This is a genomic window from Microbacterium wangyouchuni, assembly GCF_054072595.1.
The window spans coordinates 442,917-464,168 of record NZ_JBSVRM010000001.1 but is presented as its reverse complement, the minus strand read 5'-3'; the positions used below and the strand labels follow the sequence as shown (position 1 = coordinate 464,168).

Below are 21,252 nucleotides of genomic sequence, written 5' to 3'. Positions count from 1 at the left end.
CGGCGCGTCCTCGCGCACAACTCCTGAACTTCGGTGGCACTGCCGCCTGGGCTCGCCGGAAACATGCGGGTCCCGCGGGGCCCGGTCGGGATTCGGCGGGATTTTTCAGGAGTTATGCGCGGGAAACAGGTGGGGCCGCGACAGAATGGCGCTCGACGAGCACCGGCTCGACCGGCGCGAGCATGGACGCGGATGCCGGAGATGATGCCGCTGCTGTCGCGGCATCCGTCGCACCGGCGGCATTCGTCGCACCCGCGGCATCCTGGGCACCCGCCGCACAGGCCACCCCACCGGTGAGTGCGGCAACCACGCGTCGCGCGAGTTCTTCGAAATCCTGACGAACCGTAGTCAGCTGTGGCCAGTAGAACGCCGCATCCGGGACATCATCGAAGCCGACGATGCTGATGTCGCCCGGCACGGCCACGCCCGCTTCGCGCAGCCCGGTGATCAGTCCGAGCGCCATCTGGTCGTTCGCCGTAAAAACCGCAGTGACGTCGGCCTCCCGCACCACAGCAGCCGCCTCGTATCCCGATCGTGCGGTCCAGTCCCCCGCGATCACGGGTCCGGCCGGCAGTCCTCTCGCCGCGAGCTCAGCAGCGAATCCGTTCGCCCTGGATTCCGCTTCGAGCCAGTCGGCGGGCCCGGCGAGATGCGCAATGCGGGTGTGGCCGGCATCCGCCAGCGCTGCGACGGCGAGCCGCGCGCCAGCCGCCTGGTCAACGGACAATCCGGCCGAGCCTCGCCCCGCCGAGTGCAGGGTGAGCACGGGAATGCCGATGCTTAACTCGTCCAGGGTACGCAGCGTCCGCGCGTGCGGTGCGACGACGACGATTCCTTCGACCCCCTGCGCGACGAGATGGTCGACGGCCGCGACGACCGCGACGGCATCCCCCGAGTCGGCGAAGGCCGCGCTCACCCAGTATCCGGCGTCGCGAGCGGATGCCTCGATAGCGGCGATGCTGCGGGAGGGGCCGTACTGCAGAGCGTCCGAGGCGAGGACGCCGAGCGTGTGCGAGCGCCGAGTGCCCAGCGCCCTGGCAGCGTTGTTCATGCGGTAGCCGAGGTCGACCATCGCCTGGCGCACGCGAGCTTTCGTGCCTGCGGCAACCTCTGGGTGGTCATTCAGCACGCGCGAGACGGTCTGCCGGGAAACACCGGCGAGCGCCGCCACGTCCCGGACGCCGATGGTTCGGGCTGCGCCCGCGCTCAACTCGCTCAACTCGCTCACGCCGACCACTGTACGGCGCTCCAGTCCCACAATCTGACGTTCGACAAGCGCAAATGGCTCGATTCGACGCTCAGATGCAGCAACTTGCGCTTGTCGAACGAACCCCCGAACAGGGGCCTAGCTCACCCCAGCGCGATCGCGCTCCACGAGACGGGAGGAAGAACGACCGTGAGGACACCGGCTGCGAGCGATGCGGTGTCATTCGCGTGCGGAGTGACGCGATCACGCTCCTCGAGGGTGTTCTTGGCGTAGATGTGGGAGTCGCTCAGAGTGTGAGCCTCGAGCACCGAGACGTCGCCGAGCCGGGCGACATCGACTGTGACCGTGATCGGATCCGTCGTGCTGCGGTTCACGAGGAACACCGCGGAGCAACCGGCCTCGGCATCGTGGGTTGCCACGGCATCTACCAGCGGAACCTCGCCGAAACGCGCTGTCTCGTACGTCGGCGAGTCGAGCTTGAGCTCGAGCGATTCGCCCTGCGCCAGGCGCGAGGTGATCGAGAACGGGAAGAACGTGGCCTGCCGCCAAGCGGGACCACCCGGTTCGGTCATGATCGGCGCGATCACATTCACGAGCTGAGCAAGCGAGGCGCTGGTGACACGATCGGCGTGCTTGAGCAGCGAGATCATCAGACCACCGAAGACGACGGCATCCAGCACCGAGTAGCTGTCCTCGAGGATCCGCGGCGCCACCGGCCAGTTCTCGATTCCCGTGATCTTGTCGACACCGTGGTAGCGGTCGATGTACCAGACGTTCCACTCGTCGAAGGAGATGTCGATCCGCTTCGAGCTGCCGCGCACAGCACCGACGTGATCGGCTGTCGCGACGACCGATTCGATGAAGCGATCCATATCGACGCCCGAGGCGAGGAAGGAGTCGATATCGCCGTCCTTCTCTTCGTAGTACGCGTGGCAGGAGATGTAGTCGACATCGTCGTAGGTGTGGCTGAGCACCACGCGCTCCCACTCACCGAAGGTCGGCATGTGAGCTCCGGAGGAACCACACACCACGAGAGTGACGTCGGGGTCGATCTGACGCATCCCCTTCGCCGTCTGCGCGGCGAGCTTGCCGTAGTCGTCGGCCGAACGGTGCCCCAGCTGCCAGGGCCCGTCCATCTCATTGCCGAGGCACCACATCTCCACGGCGAAGGGCTTGTCACGTCCATTGGCCCGGCGACGCTCACTGAGCTCAGTGCCCCCGGGAATATTGGTGTATTCGAGCAGGTCGAGTGCCTCCAGCGTGCCCCGCGTACCCAGGTTGACCGCGAGCATGAGGTCGCTGCCCACCTTCTCCAGCCACGAGGAGAACTCATGCAGTCCGACCTCGTTCGTCTCAGTGGAGTGCCAGGCCAGATCCAGTCGGCGCGGACGCTGCTCCCGCGGCCCGACTGAGTCTTCCCAGCGGAACCCGGAGACGAAGTTTCCACCCGGGTAGCGGATCGTGGAGACTCCGAGTTCGCGGACGAGCGCGATCACGTCCTGCCGGAAGCCCTCGGCATCCGCCGTCTCGTGACCCGGTTCGTAGATGCCGTCGTAGACGTGCCGACCGAGGTGCTCGACGAAGCCGCCGAACAACCTGCGGTGAATGCGTCCCGTGACGAAGTGCGGGTCGATGGTCAGATGCGCTGCCGGCATGCTCTGCTCCTCTGGCTCCTGAAGTACAACGTTGAAATACAACGTTGGAATACAACGTTGTAAATTCTCTCTCCGGAGTATAGCCTTCTCAACCGAGGGGCGGACAACTGCAGTCCCAGAGGCATAGTTCGAGGAAGAAACTGCCATGACCGAGACAAATCGCATGAAGAAGCTGCTCTACAGCCAGCGGCTCGCGCCGTACCTCTTCATCCTGCCGTTCCTGTTGACGCTGCTCATTTTCTGGCTGGTTCCGGTCGGACGATCGGTGATCATGAGCTTCCAGGAAGTCCTGTACGGGCAGGCGACATTCATCGGCACCGCGAACTACGACCGGCTCTGGCGCGACCAGGTCTTCTGGAAGGCCATGTTTAACAGCATCCGCTACATGGTGCTGACACTCGTGATCCTCGTTCCGATCCCGATGATGCTCGCAGCCGTCATCAACTCCCGGGTGGGTAACGGCCGGATCAAGAACTTCTTCAAGTCGTCACTGTTCGTGCCGGCTCTGACATCGGTGGTCGTGGCCGGCATCGTGTTCCGGCTGATGTTCGCTGAGACCGACTCGGGACTGATGAACCAGATCGTCGAGTTCCTCGGGTTCGGCCCGGTGCGCTGGCTCCGGGAGGACCTCACCGGCTTAGCTGCGCTGCTACTTCTTGCCCTGTGGCGCTGGGCGGGCGTCAACACGATGTACTTCCTCGCTGGAATGCAGGCCATCCCCACCGACTACTACGAAGCAGCATCGATCGACGGTGCCAGCAAGATCCAGCAGTTCTTCCACGTGACGCTTCCGGGCCTCAAGCCCACGATCGTCTACGTCACCACCATCAGCGTGTACGGAGGGCTGGCGATGTTCCTGGAGAGTTTCATGCTCTACGCCGGCAACAACTCCCCGAACAATCAGGGCCTCACAATCGTCGGCTACCTCTACCGAAAGGGCATCCAGGAGAACGACCTCGGCTTCGCTTCCGCTGTCGGTGTCGTACTCCTGGTGCTGGTCCTGGCGATCAACCTCACTCAGCTCACCGCCACGGGAACGTTCAAGAAGGAATCGACGCGATGACTCAGCAGACAGCGACGAGATCCGATCGCACCTCCAGCGCCAACGCCTCGCGGCCACGCATGACCCGCAGGACGGCCACGCTCATCCAGAGCGCCTTCCTGATCGTGATCGCACTGATCTCGCTGGTGCCCGTGCTCGGGATTTTCGTCGGCACCTTCCAGGACGGCAACGATGTCATCCGCAACGGCATCTCGTTCTCGATCGACTTCTCCGAACTGAGCCTCGATAACTACACGATGCTCTTCACAGACTCCGGGATGTACTTCCAGTGGTTCTGGAACAGCCTGGTGCTGACCGTCATCCAGGTGGCCGGCACGCTGCTGGTGAGTTCGTTCGTCGCCTATGGATTCGCGATGTACGAGTTCCGCGGCAAGAGCCTGGGTTTCATCCTCGTGATCATCCTGATGACCATCCCCTTCGAGATGCTCATGCTGCCGCTCTACGTGCAGGTCAATGACATCGGCGCAGCGGACCAGTATTGGATCGTCGTGCTGCCGTTCCTCGCGCAGGCGGTGACGATCTTCTTCTTCCGCCAGTACTTCCTGGGTGTGCCCAAGGAGATCCTCGAGGCCGGTCGCGTGGACGGCGTCTCGGAGTTCGGCATCTTCTTCCGTCTCATCGTCCCCATCGCCAAGCCCGCTTTCGCCGCCATGGCGATCCTGAACGGCATGACCATCTGGAACAACTTCCTCTGGCCGCTTCTCGTGCTGCGCTCGCCCGAGAAGTTCCTGCTTCCCATTGGCCTCAACACCCTGCTGACCCCGCACGGAAACAACTACGAGCTGCTGATCATCGGCTCGTTCTTCTCCCTCATCCCGATCCTGATCCTCTTCCTCGCCTTCCAGCGCTTCTTCGTGGCAGGCATGACTGCTGGCTCGGTGAAGGGCTGATCTCAGCAGCATCCTTCCTCCCCCTTTATCCGCAGTACCCCAACACACACAGTCAGGAGCAATATCATGCGAATCCGAAGGATTCTGACCGCAACGATCGCGGCGGGGCTGGCAGTCGGAGCTCTATCCAGCTGCACGAGCGACGACCAATCGGGCGGCGGCGAAGGCGCCGACGGCACCACCACACTAGACATGTGGGTGTTCGCCGAACTCCACGGCCAGGTCTACGAGGAGATGGCCGAGAAGTGGAACGAGGAGAACCCCGATAAGGCGATCGATCTCAACCTCACGGTCTACCCGTACCAGGACATGCACGACAAGCTCCTGCTCGCGGTGAACTCGAACCAGGGACTGCCCGATCTCGCCGACATCGAAGTCGGCAAGTTCGCGAACTTCGTCAAGGGCAGCAACCCGCCGCTCGCCGATCTGACCGAGGCCGCCGCACCCTACGCCGATGACGTGGTGCAGGCCCGGCTCGATCTGTACAGCCGAGACGGCAAGATCTATGGCTACCCGACGCACGTCGGCGCCTTCGTCGCGTTCTACAACACCGAACTGCTCGACAGCGCCGGCATCGACTACACGACGATCAAGACCTGGGATGACTTCGCCGCAGCTGGAACCGAGTACAACCAGGCGACGGACAAGGCCTTCAGCGTTGCAAGCACGGGCGTCTACTTCACCGAGCCACTGGCGATCGCTCAGAACGGCGGACAGCTCTTCGACGATGACGGGCTCGGCGCACCCGCGCTGACCAGCCCCGAGGTCGTCGAGACGATGCAGATGTTCCAGGACATGAAGGAATCGGGCGCGATCTCGACGATCCCCGGCGGCAGCCCGGACAGCGAGGAGGCCTTCGGCGCTATCAACAACGGCGACTACGCGGCCATCGTCTACCCGGCGTGGTACACCTCGCGCTATGTCGACTACATGCCCGAGCTGGCCGGCAAGATCGCGATCGCTCCCGCACCGCAGATCGAGGGCGCCGAAGTCCTCACGATCGGTGGCGGCGGCACCGGCACCTCGGTGATGGCGGCAAGCGAGAACAAGGAACTCGCCAGCGAGTTCCTCGCCTTCACGAAGCTGTCCCTCGACGCCAACGTGGCCGTGTGGGAGGTTCTCGGCTTCGATCCGGTCAACATGTCGGTCTGGGAGGACGAAGCGGTCACGCACAACCCCGACAACAAGTTCAACCAGTACTTCCAGACGAACCTGTTCGACGTGCTGAACTCGGTGAAGGACGGCATCGGCCACTTCCAGTCGTTCTCCAACGAGAACCTGCCCACCGTGGACAATCAGTTCCGGACGGTCACTCTCAACGAGATCTATGAGAGCGGCACCCCAGCTGAAGAAGCCCTCGAGCAGGCGCAGGAAACCGTGCTGAACGAGCTGGGCCAGTAACCCCAAAGGGCCTGAGTCCGGTATTGCACCGGGCTCAGGCCCTCAACGTTCTCCGCTTCAGTAGTCGACTCCGCTTCAGTAGTCGACTCTGCTTCAGTAGTCCACGGGGGCCGGTCCGAGCCGCTCCAGCAGCTCCGCCATGGCGGCATAAGCCCGGTCCCGATAGGCGACCAGCTCGGCAGAGCGCTCGGGCGGAGTTGCGAGGAACCCACGCCCACTCTTCACACCGAGATCACCCTGGGCGACCCGCGTGCGCAGCACCTCCGGCTCGGCGAACCGATCCGGGTATGCACTACCGAGCGAGCCGTAGCAGAACTCGTAGACGTCGAGCCCGGCGATGTCTGCGATCGCGAATGGGCCGAAGAACGGCAGCCGGTAGCCGAACGTCGTCCGCGCGATGGTATCGATCGCCTCGGGGGATGCGACCTGCTCCTCCACGAGGCGCGCCGCTTCGGTGAACAGCGCGTACTGCAGCCGGTTGAGCACGAAACCGGTGACGTCGGGGACCTCGACACCCTGTTTGCCACACTCCTCGAGCACGGTGATGGCCTGATCCACTCGCGAACGATCGGTCCCCGCATGCGGGATGACCTCCACCCCCGGAATGAAGGTGGCGGGATTGCTGAAATGGATGCCGAGAAAACGCTCTGGCAGCACGACGGCTTCCGCGAGGGCGGCGATCGAGATCGTCGAGGTGTTGCTCCCGATCAGGGCGTCGGGCGACGCGACCGTACTGATGCGGCGCAGAGTCTCATGCTTGATCTCGAGAACCTCCGGCACAGCCTCCTCGATCAGGTCGGCATTGGCGACGGCCTCCTCGATGGATGCTGCCGGCCGCACGCGCTGCGCGATGATCTCTGCCGCTCCGACAGGGAACAGTCCCTCGTGTTCGAACTTCTCCGCCTCGCGCACGATCCGCTCGTGGCTGCGGGCTGCCTGCTCCGCGGACACATCCGCGAGCACCACATCTCGACCGGAGAGCGCGATCACTTGGGCGATACCACCACCCATATATCCCGAGCCGACGACGGCAACACGTTCACTCATTCTGCTTCCTCTTTCTCGATATCGCTGATGAGTGCCACTTTCGCCGCTGAGCCGGATTCCGGATCGAACCGGAGATCCAGCCACTCGTCGATGAGCTTCTTGGCCAGTTCCGCGCCGATGACACGTGCCCCCAACGTCAGAACCTGAGCGTTGTTGCTGAGTACGGAGCGTTCCACCGAATAGGCATCGTGAGCGGTGACGGCCCGGATTCCGGCGACCTTGTTGGCAGTGATCGCCATGCCCAGCCCCGTGCCGCAGACCAGCAGCGCCCGATCTGCCTCGGCGTCAACGACGCGGCGAGCGGCTTCGGCGGCGATGCGCGGATAGGGGGTGGTGCCCGAAGCATCCACGCCAATGTCGATGATCGACTCGACGCGCTCGTCAGCCTCGAGCATCTCCCGCAGCATCTGCTTGAGCACGTAGCCGGCGTCATCCGCGCCGATGATGATGCGCCATCTGTTCATGTCCGGTTCCTTTCAACCATCGCGGAATGCGCCGTGCGCACGATTACTGCGAACGAGACCGCCCCCGGATCGGGGTGCCCGATGCTGCGCTCGGCGAGGGGACGCGCGCGGCCGCGCTTCGGGGAAAGGGCCGCGGTAGCGTCGGCCGCACGTTCGACCTCCAACGCTCCGGCCGCCAGCGCGTCGATGAGATCGGCGCCCGACTCGATCGCGCTTTTCAGCGTCTGTTCGAAGGGCAGCAGGGCATCGAGCATCGTCTTGTCGCCCAGTTCCGCGCCGCCGAGTTGGACCAGGCGTTCGCGTGCCCGCATCACGGCTTCTGCGACAGCTGCGCCATCGATGGTCGGGGAGCGCTCGAGCACAGCACCGAACTCGGCGAGCGCCGCTCCCCAGAGAGCACCGGAAGTACCGCCGGCCCGATCGGCCCAGGCGTCGCCGGCGGCCTCCAGCAGTTCGCCGATGCCCGCTTCCGGCACGACCCGCTCGGCTGCGGTGCACGTCGCTTCCAGCCCTCTCAGCATCCCGACTCCGTGATCGCCGTCGCCGGCGATGGCATCGAGTGCGCCCAATGCATCGGCCTCGACGGCGATCGCGTCCCTCGCAGCGCCGAGCAAATCCCGCGCGACCGTCGCCGCGTGCACCGACTCCGCGCTCGCCGAGCGCCGCGGGGCTGACTGTTCGGCAGCTCTCCCCGCGAGTGCCCGGCTCCCCGTGGGCGCCTGGCGCCCGTTTTCCTGCACGTCGGGGTACACGGCGGCCTGCCGCACCGGATTGCCGCGAACGAGCGCGGTAGTTCGTGCTGGACTGCACCAGAGTTCTTCGAGCTCATCGTTCAGCCACATCAGCGTGACCGAGACACCGCCCATGTCCAGACTCGTCACCAGGTCGCCGCACAGCGGCGCCACCACCGTGAGACCGTGACGGACGAGTTCCTCATATACGTGCCGGAAGAGGACGAACAATTCCTCCTGCGTCACCGCCCCGAGGCCGTTCACCAGGAGCGCCACGCGATCCGAGGCGCCGTGCGGTCGCTCTTCGAGAAGGGGGTGCAGCAACGTCAGAGCGAGGCGATCGGCGGTCTCGAGGGGGACGTCACGGATGCCCGGTTCACCATGGATGCCGAGACCGATGGACATCATCCCCTCCGGTACCCGGAACAGCGGCTCGGTGGCTCCGGGCAGGGTGCACCCGGAGAACGCGACGCCCAGCGTCCGCGTTCTCGCGTTCGCCGCCAGAGCGAGGCGCTCGACCTCGTCGATCGCATCGCCTCGGGATGCGGATGCCCCGGCGATGCGGAAGACGCAGAGATCTCCAGCGATGCCCCGCCGCTGATCGGCGTGCTCCGCCGGTGCGCTCGCGATGTCGTCCGTCACCAGCACGGTGCGCACGTCCACGCCCCGGGTGCGGAGCCGGCGTTCGGCCTCGCCGAAGTGGATCACGTCGCCGGCGTAGTTCCCATAAGAGAAGAGGATGCCGCCGCCGGCCTCCACCTCGTCCGCCACGCGGATGGCCTGCGCTGTGGACGGCGAGGAGAAGATGTTGCCGCACACCGCTGCAGCGGCGAACCCCTCACCCACCGCCCCGGCGAAGCCGGGATAGTGACCGGAGCCGCCGCCAACAACGACCGCGACCTGTCCAGCAGGAAGAGCCTGGGCACGCGCGACGCCGCCGTCCACGCGCCGGAGGATATCGGAATGCGCCAACACGAGCCCGTCGAGGGACTCAGCGACGAAGACATCCGGGTCTGTGATGATCTTCGTCATCGGCGCACCTGGTCCGTCTGCTGTTCCACGCGGCTGCTCCCCAGCGCATACTCACGTCTGGGCAGAGCCCTGCTGCGCAGATATTCGCGATTCGTCGCACTGACGCTCAATCCGTCACCGCCGTAGTGCTCGACGCAGATGATGCCCTGAAATCCGGCGGCGACCGCTTCGCGCATCGCCCAGCGGTAGTCGATCAGCCCCGATTCCAGCGAGGCCGGAAATGTCGTCACGACGCCCGAGGCGGGGTCCTCATCGCGCAGGTAGTTCTTGACGTGCCAGAAGTTCGTATAGGGCAGCGTCGCGGTGAGCATCTCCCGCCAGTCCTCGATGGGTTCGTGCAGGCGGATCAGATTGCCGATGTCGGGATTGAGCCCGACCGCACGGTTGTCGATCTCCTCCACGAGACGCACCGCCGAAGCAGCCGTACCGAGATAGGTGTGCTCGTACATCTCCAGCGAGACAAGCAGCCCCAGTTCCTCGGCATGCGCGCCGAGCTCCCGGAATCGTCGCACGGCGAGTGCCCGGGCCTCTACGTCGTCGATCCGATCCTCATGACCGCGCGCCGTCCAGAACCACAGCGCCCGGCGCTGCTCGTCGGTCAAGGCTTGATGCAGGCCGAAGGAAACCACCCCGATGCCGAGCTGCGCCGCGGCCTCCAGCGTGCGGTGGCTGTAGGCGAGGTTATCGTCGCCGTGCGCCGCATCGATCACGGAACGACGGATGGCCGACAGCGAGATCGCACGCAGGTCGTGCTCGTCGAGAACTTCCTGAAGCAGGGCGAGATGCGCGGGCCCAAGATCGCCACAGCGCACCCAGGAGTCAGTCAGATCGACACTGTCGAATCCGGCATCCGCCACTTCGCCGAGCGCGCGCGACCACTCGGCACGAAGCGGGTCGTCATTTCCTCCCGGAGGCATGCTCGTGGGAAACGGCAGCATTGCCGCCGCGATCGGCCAGGTGTCGGCAGTGAATGCCATCGTCCATCAACTCCATCGAATCCGGTATCGTGCACGATACACGAAAAACGTTCACGAATGGGGTGCACGAGTCTCAGCCCGAGCGAAGCGAACGAGAGTCGGTCAGGCGGCGGCGCGGTCAGTCCACAGCGATTTCGGCGAGCGAGCGCTCGCGAACACCGGTGAGATGCGCGCGCATGGCCGCCTCGGCAGCGGCGGAGTCGCCCGCGGCGATCGCGTCCCTGATCGCACGATGCTCAGCCACTGTCGCATCGGCGTCGGTGACGCCCCTGCCGGAGAAGAGGCGGAAACGCTGGACGTGTCCCCCCAGGGCGTCGTAGGCATGCAGCAGGAAACGATTGTCGGTTCCCGCAACGATGGCCCGGTGGAACTCACGGTCCGCTTCGTAGTACGCACGGAAGGATTCGAACTGCTCGCCCGCTTGATCTGCGGCTAGCGTGCTCAGCGTCGCGTCAAGCTGCTCGAGCAGCGGTGCGCGCCCTTCCCGTTCAGCAGTTGCCGCCGCGGCGGCCGGTTCCAGAAACAGGCGCGCATCCATGAGCTCGGCGAGCTCATTCGACTCAAGGGCCGGCGCGACACGGTATCCGCGCAATGCGAGTCGTTGAATGAGGCCGGTCGATTCCAGACGGGCCAGCGCCTCGCGAACCGGGCTGCTGGAGACACCGAAATCACGAGCCAGCGCGTCAATGCTCAACGGCGATTCTGGCTCCATATGCCCGTCGATGATGAGACGCAGCAGTTGATCGTGGACGTCATCCACCACCAGCCGAGGACTGATCCGCGCTGGCCGATCAGGTCGAGAAAGCTCGGTCGGCATTGCGCCATCATACGCGGCGCGCGACAGGGGCGCGGTGGCATGGCGGGGCGCGGGAGCAGGTGCCAGCTAAAGTATGGGGAACGCGACGCACCGAGCGCGGGGCAGGACGATGGGTGACTTAATGGGCTCGACGATGCATGACGTCGCGCGCCTGGCGAGCGTTTCGATCAAGACCGTATCGAACGTCATCAACGATCATCCGCATGTCCGTCCCGATACGCGCGATCGAGTACTCGCGGCCATCGCCGAGCTGGACTATCGCCCGAACCTCTCAGCCCGAGGGCTTCGCTCGGGACGAACCGGCGTCATCGGCCTCGCGGTGCCCGCACTTCGGGAGAACTATTTCGCCGAGCTCGCGGACGCGATCATTCGGGCCGCGGATGCCCGGGGCCTCGGCGTTGTTGTTGAACAGACCAGTGGTGATCGCGAGCGCGAGCTGCAAGTCGTCGCAGGCGGGCGTCTGCGCCTGACGGACGGCCTGCTGTTCAGCCCGTTCACCCTGGGCCAGAATGACGTGAAATCGCTGAGCACCGATTTTCCGCTGGTTCTGCTGGGAGAGCGGATCTTCAACGGCCCGACAGACCATGTCGCCATGCACAACACGTCGTCGGCGCGCGCCGCGGTGGAGCATCTCCTCGACATCGGACGCCGCAGAATCGCCGTTATCGGTGCTGAGGTGGAGCGCGGCGACGAGGTCAGCTCGGCGAGTCTGCGCCTGGACGGTTACGTCCTTGCGCTCGAGGGCGCCGGCATTGAGGTCGATCAGTCTCTGATCCGCAGCAGCCCGCACTGGAACCACTCCGCCGGAGCTTCCATGATCCGTGAACTGATCGAAGAGGGCACAGCGTTCGACGCGGTCTTCGCCCTCAACGACACGTTGGGGCTGGGCGCGCTCCGAGCGCTCGGCGAGGCGCGACTCCGTATCCCCGAGGATGTCGCGGTCATCGGCTTCGACAATATCGATGAGGCCAGGTTCTCCCTCCCGTCCATGTCAAGCGTGGACGTGGGCAGTGAGCAGATCGCGGCTACCGCGGTGGATCTGCTCATCGAACGCATCGCCGAGAAGGGATCTCGACGCCCTCCTCGCACCGTCAAGCCCGACTTCCGCATCGTCCGTCGCGAATCCACCGGCTTCCCGGGGACTGGATAGAAGCTCAGCCGCGCGCGCAGCAGATCAGGCGCACTCTTCGGTCTGCTCGGTGATGACCCACTCGGATGCCGGACGCTCCATGACGACTGTCCCGCAATCCCCGCTGGCGAGGTAGGTGACGAACAAAACGGCGTCGCTCGCCGTCTCGGATTGCACGTCGATGGTCACCTCAGCACTCTGATCGAACGCGCGATACAGCTCTGCAGCGACAGTGATCATCTCCTCGCACGTGGAGACCTCAGGGAAACCGTCGCGCTGCATTTCCGCGAGCATCCGAGCGACGAGCTCGGGCGACAGCGGCGCGCACGCAGCATCGAGGTCGGGAACGCGCGAAGCATCGAGCCACGCGAGGAAGCTCGTTGTCGCATCCGTGTCGGGGGAAGATGTCGTCGGGTGCGACGGCGCGGCGGTTGGTGTCGGCGATTCCGAAACCGCCTCCGCCGGCGGCGCCGAATCCTCAATGGCTGGCACCGGTGCGCATCCGCTGATCAGCGCTGCTCCCAGGACGAGCATTCCGATCAGCGGCACCAGGGTCTTCGTCCTCGTCATCCGCCTATTTTGGCAGAGTCCGCGTGCTGCGATGACTCCACGCCTGCCTTCTTCTCACGCCGCAGTCGGTGCAGGAGCGGCTCGGTATAACCATTGGGCTGGCGGGCGCCCTCGATGATCAGTCGTCGGGCCGCATCGAAGGCGAGCCCCGGCCCGTACGCTCCGACCAACGGCTCGTACAGCAGGTCATCCGCGTTCTGCTGGTCAACGACAGGTGCCATCCGGTGCAGGCTCTGGTCGATGTCGTCGACGTCGATCACGCCGTGCACCAGCCAGTTCGCCAGCAGTTGGCTGGAGATACGCAGTGTGGCGCGATCCTCCATCAGTGCGACGCCATGGATGTCGGGAACCTTCGAGCACCCGATGCCCTGATCGATCCAGCGCACGACGTAGCCGAGGATTGACTGCACGTTATTGTCGAGCTCAACCTCGATCGTCTCCGGTGAAAGCGAACCGTCCACCAGCGGAATGTGGAGGATCTCGTCGATGGACTGTGCCGGACGTTCCGCTAGCTCGGCGGCCACCGCGGCTGTGTCGACCTCGTGATAGTGCAGCGCATGCAGGGTTGCCGCGGTAGGCGACGGTACCCACGCCGTCGTCGCTCCGGCCCGCAGCTGCGACGCCTTCTGTTCGAGCATGTCGCGCATGAGGTCGGGCATCGCCCACATCCCCTTGCCGATCTGACCGCGTCCGCGCAGGCCAGAGGCCGTGCCGACGTCGACGTTGGAGCGCTCGTATGCTGCCAGCCATGCTTCATCGCGCATGGCGGCCTTCGGGACCATGACGCCCGCGTTCATGGAGGTGTGCAGCTCATCGCCGGTGCGATCGAGGAAGCCGGTGTTGATGAAGGCGACGCGCTCGCGCGCAGCCTCAATGCAGGCGACGAGGTTGACGGTCGTTCGGCGTTCCTCGTCCATGATGCCGAGTTTCACGCTCGCGTGCGGCAGATCCAGCAGCTTCTCGACCCGTTCGAAGAGCGAGACGGCGAACGCCACCTCTTCTGGTCCATGCATCTTCGGCTTGACGACGTAGACAGATCCGGTGCGAGAGTTTCCGCCCACGGCATCCCCCCGCAGGTCGGCGACCGAGCCGAGGACCGTCATGACCGCGTCGAGGATGCCCTCGGGTATCTCAGCGCCCGACGCATCAAGAACCGCATCGGTAGTCATCAGGTGACCGACGTTGCGCACAAGCAGCAAGGAACGCCCCGACAGCGACACACTGCCGCCATCGGGAGTGGTGAACGTGCGATCGGGATTCATCGTCCGCAGGAACGTCGATCCGTCCTTGGCCACTTCGGCGGTGAGGTCACCGCGCATCAGCGCATGCCAGTTGCGGTAGCCCAGCACCTTGTCTTCGGCATCCACTGCCGCGACCGAGTCTTCGAGGTCCATGATCGTCGTCGTGGCCGATTCGATCGCGATGTCAGCGATCGCGGCCGGGTCAGAGCTGCCGATCGCACTCTCGCGGTCGCGCACGATCTCGACGTGCAATCCGTGATGGACGAGAACGACCGATGCTGGATCTGCCGGGTCGCCGGTGAAGCCGACGAATCCGTCCGGATCGGCAAGAGCGACGGCGCCTGCGGACGCGAGCTGCACCCGCAGCGCTCCGTCTTCGACCCGGTACCCCGTGGCATCGCGGTGCGATCCGCGCTCGAGCGGTGCGACCTGATCGAGCAGCTCGCGCCCGCGCTGAATTGCCGCTGCGCCGCGGGCGGGGTTGTAGCCGCTTCCTGGTGCGAGATCACCATCGGCAGAGATCACATCTGTGCCGTAGAGCGCGTCGTAGAGCGAACCCCACCGCGCGTTGGCGGCGTTGATCGCGAATCGTGCGTTGAGCAGCGGCACCACGAGTTGGGGGCCTGCGATCTGCGCGATCTCCGCATCGACGCCCTCGGTGACGACCGTGACGGATGCCGGAGCCGGCAGCAGATACCCGATCTCTTCCAGGTGGCGGCGATAGTCGGCAGCATCCGGTTGTCCGGGGTTCGCCAAGTGATACGCATCGAGGCTCTGCTGCATCCGGTCACGAACGTCGAGAAGCTCGCGATTGACGGGAGCAAGATCGCGGATGATGTCGGCCACGCCCGCCCAGAACGCGCCCGCGTCGATTCCGGATGCCGGAAGCGCCTCCCTCTCGACGAATTCCGCCAGCGGCAGCATCACCTGAAGGCCAGACCGGTCCACCCGCTGCGCGTTCATCGGGCGACCTCCACGTCGGCACCGAGTTCGGCGAGCAGAGCAAGCGCGATCTCAGCGTCCTGGTCCGGACGCCCACCCGCGATGCCGATTCCACCAATGTGCACACCGGCGAACGAGAGGGGAACGCCACCGGCAACGCTGGTGAGCAGTCCGCCGGTGCCGTGCTCGAGCGCGACGGCGAACTCGGGTGCGATCGCAACGGTGGGCTTGCGGGTCGACGCGGCGGTTGCCGCCTTTCGGCGACTCGTCTCAACGCTGTGCGGTGTGGCGCCATCGGCGCGGCCGAAGGCGACCATTGCCATGGCGGGGTCGGCGACGGTGATCACCGCACGCACGCCCGCGGCGGTCGCAATCTGCATTCCGAGCTCGATCGCGCGGGCTGCGGTGGCATAGGTGACGGCCTGGATGGATGTGTGCGTGGTCATGAGGCTGCCTCTCCCAAGGGTCCGAATACGGCGCCGGGGTTGAAGATGTTCTGAGGGTCAAGGGCGTTCTTGATGCGAATGTTGAGTTCGAGAACGTCCGGGCCGAGGTACGCCGGCAGCCACGGCTGCTTGAGCCGGCCGACCCCGTGCTCGCCGGTGATGGTGCCGCCGAGTGAGATCGCAAGGTCGATGACCTCTCCGTAGGCTGCTTCGGCGCGGGCCTGCTGGTCGAGATCGTTCGGGTCGAACACGATGAGCGGATGCGTGTTGCCATCGCCCGCGTGCGCGATGACGGCGATCAGAACCTCACGCGCGGCAGAGATCTGCTCGAGCCCGGCGACCAGATCACCGAGGCGCGGGAGCGGAACGCCGACGTCTTCGAGCAGCAGCTTGCCCTTCTTCTCTATCGCCGGAATCGCCATTCGGCGGGCGACGACGAATGCCTCGCTCTCGTCGGGATCCGCTGTCATGTAGCACTCGCTCGCGCCGAACTGTTGGCAGATCGCCTCCACCCGTGCGACCTCTTCACTCGCCGCGGCCGGTGACTCGTCGGATTGGATGATGAGCATCGCCGCGGCTTCCCGGTCGAGCCCCATGCGCGTCTCGTCTTCGACGGCATTGATCGAAATGCGATCCATGAGCTCCAGCATCGATGGGCGCATAGTTCGCGTGATCTCCAGCACCGCGTCGGTCGCGCCCGTCAGTGTCGGGAAGGTGGCCACGACCGTGGATGGGGGCCGCTGGGCGGGGACCAGACGGAGGATGATCTCGGTGATGATGCCGAGCGTCCCTTCGCTTCCGACGAACAGCTTGGCGAGGGAGAGCCCAGCGACGTCCTTCAGCCGGGGGCCGCCGAGGGTCACGGCGCGGCCATCGGCGAGGACGACCGTCATGCCGAGCACATAGTCGGTCGTCACGCCGTATTTGACGCAGCAGAGACCGCCGGCGTTGGTTGCGACGTTGCCGCCGATCGAGCAGAACTCGAACGAGGACGGGTCCGGCGGGTACCAGAGGCCGTGGGCTGCGGCGGCCTGCTTCACCTCGGCGTTGAAGGCCCCAGGCTGGACTGTGGCCATCCGGGTTGCGGCGTCGACCTCGATCCGTCGCATCCGATCGAGAGAGACGATCAGCGCACCTTCGACGGCGGAGCTGCCGCCGGAGAGCCCTGAACCGGCGCCGCGCGGCACGATCGCGATGCGATTGCGGGCCGCGATCTGCACGACCTCCTGCACCTGCTCGGTCGTAGTCGGGCGCACGACGGCGAGCGGGACGCCGGCGTTCGGATCAAGGGCCCGATCCCACCGGTAGGCGTCGATGGATGCCGGGTCCGTTATGAGCGCGTCGGCAGGAAGCGCCTGCGCTAGTTCTGGGATCACCGGGTGAGCTGCGGCTGTCATATTGTCTCCATCTGCTCCCGGGCCTTCGCGCCCGTTCGAACCGAGGCTAGCGTTAGATACGTCATAGATGCAAGATAGATACAACATGAATCCCAACGCCCGCTTTGCGCGATAATCTGGAGGCCGAGGCGAAGGAGGTCCGGATGTCCCAGCCGATGTCTGCGTCGGATCAGGTCTACCGACATGTTCGTGAGCTCATCCTCGACGGACAGATCGGCTCCGGTGAGCTGATCACCGAGGGGCAGTTCGTTGAAGCAACCGGCCTCAGCCGCACACCCGTACGCGAAGCTTTTCTGCGGCTCGAGGCCGAGGGGTGGCTGAAGCTCTATCCGAAGCGCGGCGCGCTGGTCGTGCCCGTTCAGCCGGAGGAGAAGGAACAGGTTCTCGAGGCGCGGCAACTCATCGAGACGCACGCGATGACCACCATCGCGGCGAGCGCCGATGCCGCCCAGGCCCTGCGCCGCCAACTACTCGACATCACCGAGCAGATGCGTGTGGCGATGGATGCCGGCGACATCGAGACGTTCACGACACTGGATGCCGAGTTCCACCTCGTGATCGTGAACTCCAGCGGCAACGACATCCTCGCCGACATCTATCGCGGTCTGCGTGACAGGCTTCGGCGCATGACGACGCGGTCGGTCTGGCACGACAAGACGCGGATGCAGGCGATCGTGACCGACCACACGGATCTCGCCGAGATCGTCTCACAACGGGACGTCGCCGCGTTCTCGGAGCGACTCATGGAGCACATGCGATCGATCCACGATCGGGCGCATCGGCGGTAAGAGGTGCCACAGCCGCCTGAGTGCCACTAGACTCGCCGTGATCCTCTGCCCGACTTAGCAGGGACAATCGGCCGTGAACTTGGCCGCTCGTCATCACAACGACCAGCGCCAGGAGAATCATGCCCTTACCCTTTCGACGGATCACCGCCCTCACGCTTCTCATCGCCGCGGCAGCTTTGGCCGGCTGTGCCTCGACTGCCGAGGCCACCCCCGGGGACACCGCTCCTCCCTCCCACGCCGGATATCCGCTCACGATCGACAACTGCGGCACCGAGGTGACGTTCGAGGCCAGACCGGAACGGGTTCTCGCGATCAAGTCAAGCTCTATCGAGATGATGCTCGCGCTCGGCCTCGAGAGCCGAATGATCGGCACAGCATTCCCTGACGGCGCGTACGCCGAAGAATGGGCTGCAGATGGCGCCGATATCCCGTTGATCTCCGAGAAGGTCCCGGGCCAGGAGGCGACGCTGAGCCTCGAACCCGACCTCGTCTATGCGGGGTGGGAGTCGAACGTCACGGCCGACGGCGCCGGGGATCGCGAAACGCTCGCCTCACTCGGAGTGAACACGTTCGTCTCGCCGTCAGCCTGCCAGGAGCCCGACTACCAGCCCGCTCCGCTGACTTTCGATGACGTGTTCGCCGAGATCGAGCAGGTTGGTGCGATCTTCGATGCACCCGATGCTGCGGCCGACCTCGTCGCCGAACTGCAGACCCGACTCGATGCGGTCACCCCCGATGACCGCGGCCTGACCGTGCTCTGGTTCAGCTCCGGCAGTGACACTCCATTCGTCGGCGCGGGCATGGGCGCACCACAGATGATGATGGATGCCGCCGGCCTCACCAACATCGCGGACGACGTCGACGAGACCTGGTCGAGTCTCAGCTGGGAGGTCGTCGTGGACGCGAACCCGGATGTCATCGTGCTGGTCGATTCGGCGTGGGGCTCGACGGAGAAGAAGATCGGCGTCCTCGAGGCGAACCCAGCGACGGCCCAGCTTCCGGCGGTCGTGCACGGTCGGTACCTGATCGTGCCGTTCCCCGCCGGCGAGGCCGGGGTCCGCAACGTCGAGGCCGTCGAGTCCCTGCTCACGCAATTGGAGGCGCTCGATTTGCCGTGACTGCCGTCACCTCGAACCACCCGGATATCGCGTCCGAACCTGGCCGGCGCGATCGGCCTGGTGCGCGCGTCAGCGCCTGGACGGTTGCACTGATCATCGCGCTCGGGCTCTCTGTCGTGGTCAGCGTCACTCTGGGCCCGGCACAGATATCCGCCGGTGAGGTGTGGGGCAGCATCCTGTCTCGTCTCGGAATCGGGGAGTCATCTTTGACGCCGTTGCGCGACGGGATCATCTGGGAGTTGCGGATGCCTCGGGTGCTCGCAGCCGCCGCGGTCGGCGCCGGGCTCGCCGTCTGCGGGGCGATCATGCAGGCGGTGCTGCGCAATCCGCTCGCCGACCCCTACCTGCTTGGCCTCTCGTCCGGGGCATCCTTCGGGGCCGTCCTGGTGATCGTGCTGGGTATCTCGATCGCACTGCCGCTCGCGGCATTCGGCGGCGCGCTGGGCGCATTGGCGCTGACGCTCGTCATGGCCGGCGCGATCGGACGCATGACCGCGTCACGGACGATCCTGGCCGGCGTCGCCGTCTCTGCGGCACTCGGGGCTCTGACCAGCCTGGTGATCTTCTGGAGCGCGACCGGCGACACCTACCGGGAGATCCTCGGGTGGCTGCTCGGGTCGCTGGCAGGGGTCACCTGGCCGATGGCTTTACTTGCACTGTCGGCGATCGTGGTGGTGGGCGGGCCGCTGATGCTGAGCGCCGGCGCCCTGGATGCCTTCGCCTTTGGCGACCGCGCAGCAGCCTCCCTCGGAGTCTCGGTCGAACGGACCCGTTGGATCCTGCTCGGCGCCACGGCACTGCTGACGGGGTGCCTGGTCGCGGTGAGCGGGTCGATCGGCTTCATCGGTCTGGTCGTTCCCCACGCCGTGCGACTAATCGTCGGCGCTCGGCACCGCGTCCTGCTGCCGCTGTCTGCATTGACCGGGGCGATTGTCCTGATCTGGGCCGATACTTTGGCCCGCACGCTCTTCGACCCGAGGGAATTGCCCGTCGGCGTCGTCACGGCGCTCATCGGCGCCCCACTGTTCGGGCTGCTGTTGCTGCGCTCTCGGAGGATCTCATGAGCCGACCCCCCCTTACTTCCGGGCCTCCACTGCGAACCGACGGCGTCTCGTTCAGTCGCGGCGGCCGGATGCTGATCGATGGAATCGACTGCACCGTCGAGGCTGGTTCCCTCACCGCGCTCGTCGGACCCAACGGTGCGGGCAAGTCGACGCTGCTGCATCTGATCGCCGCCGCGGAAGCGCCGACGACGGGCGCGATCGAGCTCGGCGGGACGGATGCTCGCACAATGCGGCGCCGCGCGCGGGCGCGCTACACCGCGCTCGTCGAGCAGCAGGCAGACACCGATCTCGACTTGAGCGTGCTCGATGTCGTCCTTCTCGGGCGCACTCCTCACCTCTCGATGCTCGGAGGGCCGGATCAGGCGGATGCTGAAATCGCCCGTGCGGCACTGCGTCGTGCCGGAGCGGATGCCTTCTCAGAGCGGCGGTTCCAGGAGCTCTCCGGCGGCGAGCGTCAGCGAGTGCTGCTGGCCCGTGCGCTCGCGCAGGAGCCGACACTGTTGCTCATGGACGAGCCGACCAACCACCTCGATATCCACGCGCAGCTGCACACGTTGGGGCTGATGCGGTCGCTGGCCGACGACGGCGTCGCGATTCTCGCGGCGTTGCACGATCTCCCGCTTGCCGCCCGCTACGCCGACCAGGTCATCGTCGTCGACCATGGCCGGGTCGTGGCATCCGGAGCGCCAACTGAAACTCTCACCTCGGAGCTGATCCAACTCGTCTACGGGGTGCGCGCCGATGTCATCCCGCATCCGGTGGACGGCTCACCGTTGATCGCGTTCTCACCGCTGGATACCCAGCCTGTCGAGCCCACCACCGGATTGCCCTCGCCATCCTGGGCGTCGATACACTCGGAGGCATGAGTACTTCGAGCGTCCCCGACCATCTGATCGACCTGTTGGAACGGCCGCTGTACGGTGCCCTGGGCACGGTCGGCCGCGATGACGCCGCGAACGTGAGCCCGATGTGGTTCGAACGCGATGGTGACACCATCCGCTTCACCCACACGAACAAGCGGGCCAAGTACCGCACCCTCCAGCGCAATCCGTCCATGAGTCTGGCGGTGTTCGATTCCGACAATCCGACCCGATACGTCGAGGTGCGCGGGCGCCTCATCGAGATCACAGATGACCCCACCGGCGCGTTCTACCAGCAGCTTGGTCGCCGATATGGCACGCCTGACACGCCTGCGCCGGCGGACAGCGCAGACCGCGTGATCCTCACGATGTCGATCGATCGCGTCATCGGTCGCTAAGGCTGCGACTCGGCT

20 protein-coding genes are annotated in these 21,252 nt (G+C 65.5%); 9 read left to right on the top strand and 11 right to left on the bottom strand.

Annotated features, from left to right (window positions below; all coding sequences use genetic code 11):
- Positions 1 to 112 precede the first annotated feature (112 nt).
- Both ACW5CM_RS02245 and arfA read right to left on the bottom strand, forming a co-directional pair.
- Positions 113 to 1,228 carry a LacI family DNA-binding transcriptional regulator gene (locus tag ACW5CM_RS02245; RefSeq protein WP_457124037.1) on the bottom strand — a complete coding sequence of 372 codons (1,116 nt, stop codon included), beginning with the start codon at positions 1,226 to 1,228 and terminating at the stop codon, positions 113 to 115.
- Positions 1,229 to 1,350: 122 nt separating this feature from the next.
- On the bottom strand, positions 1,351 to 2,862 hold the full coding sequence (gene arfA, locus ACW5CM_RS02240; RefSeq protein WP_457124036.1) for an arabinosylfuranosidase ArfA: 1,512 nt from the start codon (positions 2,860 to 2,862) through the stop codon (positions 1,351 to 1,353).
- A 145-nt stretch (positions 2,863 to 3,007) separates the two neighbouring features.
- Between arfA and ACW5CM_RS02235 the strand changes: the two genes are divergently transcribed.
- The 3 genes from ACW5CM_RS02235 to ACW5CM_RS02225 all read left to right on the top strand — a co-directional run bounded on the left by ACW5CM_RS02235 (position 3,008) and on the right by ACW5CM_RS02225 (position 6,216).
- Complete coding sequence (locus ACW5CM_RS02235; RefSeq protein WP_438253981.1) at positions 3,008 to 3,925, top strand: carbohydrate ABC transporter permease; 918 nt, start codon at positions 3,008 to 3,010, stop codon at positions 3,923 to 3,925.
- Entirely contained in the window at positions 3,922 to 4,815 is an 894-nt protein-coding gene (locus tag ACW5CM_RS02230; RefSeq protein ID WP_438253980.1) for a carbohydrate ABC transporter permease, read from the top strand. Before ACW5CM_RS02235 ends, ACW5CM_RS02230 begins: the two co-directional genes overlap by 4 nt.
- Before the next feature lie 66 nt (positions 4,816 to 4,881).
- Positions 4,882 to 6,216, top strand: a complete 1,335-nt coding sequence (locus ACW5CM_RS02225) for an ABC transporter substrate-binding protein (RefSeq protein ID WP_438253979.1) — start codon at positions 4,882 to 4,884, stop codon at positions 6,214 to 6,216.
- A 93-nt stretch (positions 6,217 to 6,309) separates the two neighbouring features.
- On the opposite strand, the gene ACW5CM_RS02220 is transcribed toward ACW5CM_RS02225, so the two are convergent.
- The 5 genes from ACW5CM_RS02220 to ACW5CM_RS02200 form a co-directional block, all read right to left on the bottom strand.
- Complete coding sequence (locus ACW5CM_RS02220) at positions 6,310 to 7,263, bottom strand: 3-hydroxyacyl-CoA dehydrogenase family protein (protein ID WP_457124035.1); 954 nt, start codon at positions 7,261 to 7,263, stop codon at positions 6,310 to 6,312.
- The gene (locus ACW5CM_RS02215) at positions 7,260 to 7,727 is read right to left on the bottom strand and encodes a ribose-5-phosphate isomerase (RefSeq protein ID WP_438253977.1); all 468 of its coding nucleotides are present in this window, start codon (positions 7,725 to 7,727) and stop codon (positions 7,260 to 7,262) included. Before ACW5CM_RS02215 ends, ACW5CM_RS02220 begins: the two co-directional genes overlap by 4 nt.
- A complete protein-coding gene (locus ACW5CM_RS02210; protein ID WP_457124034.1) occupies positions 7,724 to 9,490 on the bottom strand; it encodes a dihydroxyacetone kinase family protein in 1,767 nt (588 codons plus the stop codon). The genes ACW5CM_RS02215 and ACW5CM_RS02210 overlap by 4 nt, the downstream gene beginning before the upstream one ends.
- Positions 9,487 to 10,467: a sugar phosphate isomerase/epimerase family protein gene (locus tag ACW5CM_RS02205; RefSeq protein WP_457124033.1), complete on the bottom strand. Its 981-nt coding sequence runs from the start codon at positions 10,465 to 10,467 to the stop codon at positions 9,487 to 9,489. The genes ACW5CM_RS02210 and ACW5CM_RS02205 overlap by 4 nt, the downstream gene beginning before the upstream one ends.
- Positions 10,468 to 10,585: 118 nt before the next feature.
- Positions 10,586 to 11,284: a GntR family transcriptional regulator gene (locus ACW5CM_RS02200; protein ID WP_457124032.1), complete on the bottom strand. Its 699-nt coding sequence runs from the start codon at positions 11,282 to 11,284 to the stop codon at positions 10,586 to 10,588.
- Positions 11,285 to 11,417: 133 nt separating this feature from the next.
- Between ACW5CM_RS02200 and ACW5CM_RS02195 the strand changes: the two genes are divergently transcribed.
- Entirely contained in the window at positions 11,418 to 12,434 is a 1,017-nt protein-coding gene (locus tag ACW5CM_RS02195; protein ID WP_457124031.1) for a LacI family DNA-binding transcriptional regulator, read from the top strand.
- Positions 12,435 to 12,458: 24 nt separating this feature from the next.
- Here the strand turns inward: ACW5CM_RS02195 and ACW5CM_RS02190 are convergent, their stop codons facing one another.
- From ACW5CM_RS02190 to ACW5CM_RS02175, 4 genes are read right to left on the bottom strand one after another with little or no spacing between them, the layout of a single operon-like run.
- A complete protein-coding gene (locus tag ACW5CM_RS02190; RefSeq protein WP_457124030.1) occupies positions 12,459 to 12,983 on the bottom strand; it encodes a hypothetical protein in 525 nt (174 codons plus the stop codon).
- The gene (locus ACW5CM_RS02185; protein ID WP_457124029.1) at positions 12,980 to 15,187 is read right to left on the bottom strand and encodes a malate synthase G; all 2,208 of its coding nucleotides are present in this window, start codon (positions 15,185 to 15,187) and stop codon (positions 12,980 to 12,982) included. Before ACW5CM_RS02185 ends, ACW5CM_RS02190 begins: the two co-directional genes overlap by 4 nt.
- Positions 15,184 to 15,612 (bottom strand): GlcG/HbpS family heme-binding protein, encoded by a 429-nt coding sequence (locus tag ACW5CM_RS02180; protein ID WP_457124028.1) that lies wholly within the window; start codon positions 15,610 to 15,612, stop codon positions 15,184 to 15,186. The genes ACW5CM_RS02185 and ACW5CM_RS02180 overlap by 4 nt, the downstream gene beginning before the upstream one ends.
- Positions 15,609 to 17,009 carry an FAD-binding oxidoreductase gene (locus ACW5CM_RS02175; protein ID WP_439255112.1) on the bottom strand — a complete coding sequence of 467 codons (1,401 nt, stop codon included), beginning with the start codon at positions 17,007 to 17,009 and terminating at the stop codon, positions 15,609 to 15,611. Before ACW5CM_RS02175 ends, ACW5CM_RS02180 begins: the two co-directional genes overlap by 4 nt.
- A gap of 143 nt (positions 17,010 to 17,152) precedes the next feature.
- On the opposite strand from ACW5CM_RS02175, the gene ACW5CM_RS02170 reads away from it, so the two are divergent.
- The 5 genes from ACW5CM_RS02170 (at position 17,153) to ACW5CM_RS02150 (ending at position 21,237) form a co-directional block, all read left to right on the top strand.
- Positions 17,153 to 17,797 carry a GntR family transcriptional regulator gene (locus ACW5CM_RS02170; RefSeq protein ID WP_457124027.1) on the top strand — a complete coding sequence of 215 codons (645 nt, stop codon included), beginning with the start codon at positions 17,153 to 17,155 and terminating at the stop codon, positions 17,795 to 17,797.
- Between the two features lie 119 nt (positions 17,798 to 17,916).
- Positions 17,917 to 18,915, top strand: coding sequence for a putative F420-0 ABC transporter substrate-binding protein (locus tag ACW5CM_RS02165; protein ID WP_457124026.1), 999 nt, complete (start codon positions 17,917 to 17,919; stop codon positions 18,913 to 18,915).
- Positions 18,912 to 19,979 (top strand): putative F420-0 ABC transporter permease subunit, encoded by a 1,068-nt coding sequence (locus tag ACW5CM_RS02160; protein ID WP_457124025.1) that lies wholly within the window; start codon positions 18,912 to 18,914, stop codon positions 19,977 to 19,979. Before ACW5CM_RS02165 ends, ACW5CM_RS02160 begins: the two co-directional genes overlap by 4 nt.
- A complete protein-coding gene (locus ACW5CM_RS02155) occupies positions 19,976 to 20,845 on the top strand; it encodes an ABC transporter ATP-binding protein (protein WP_457124024.1) in 870 nt (289 codons plus the stop codon). Before ACW5CM_RS02160 ends, ACW5CM_RS02155 begins: the two co-directional genes overlap by 4 nt.
- Positions 20,842 to 21,237, top strand: coding sequence for a PPOX class F420-dependent oxidoreductase (locus tag ACW5CM_RS02150; protein WP_457124023.1), 396 nt, complete (start codon positions 20,842 to 20,844; stop codon positions 21,235 to 21,237). Before ACW5CM_RS02155 ends, ACW5CM_RS02150 begins: the two co-directional genes overlap by 4 nt.
- Positions 21,238 to 21,252 lie beyond the last annotated feature (15 nt).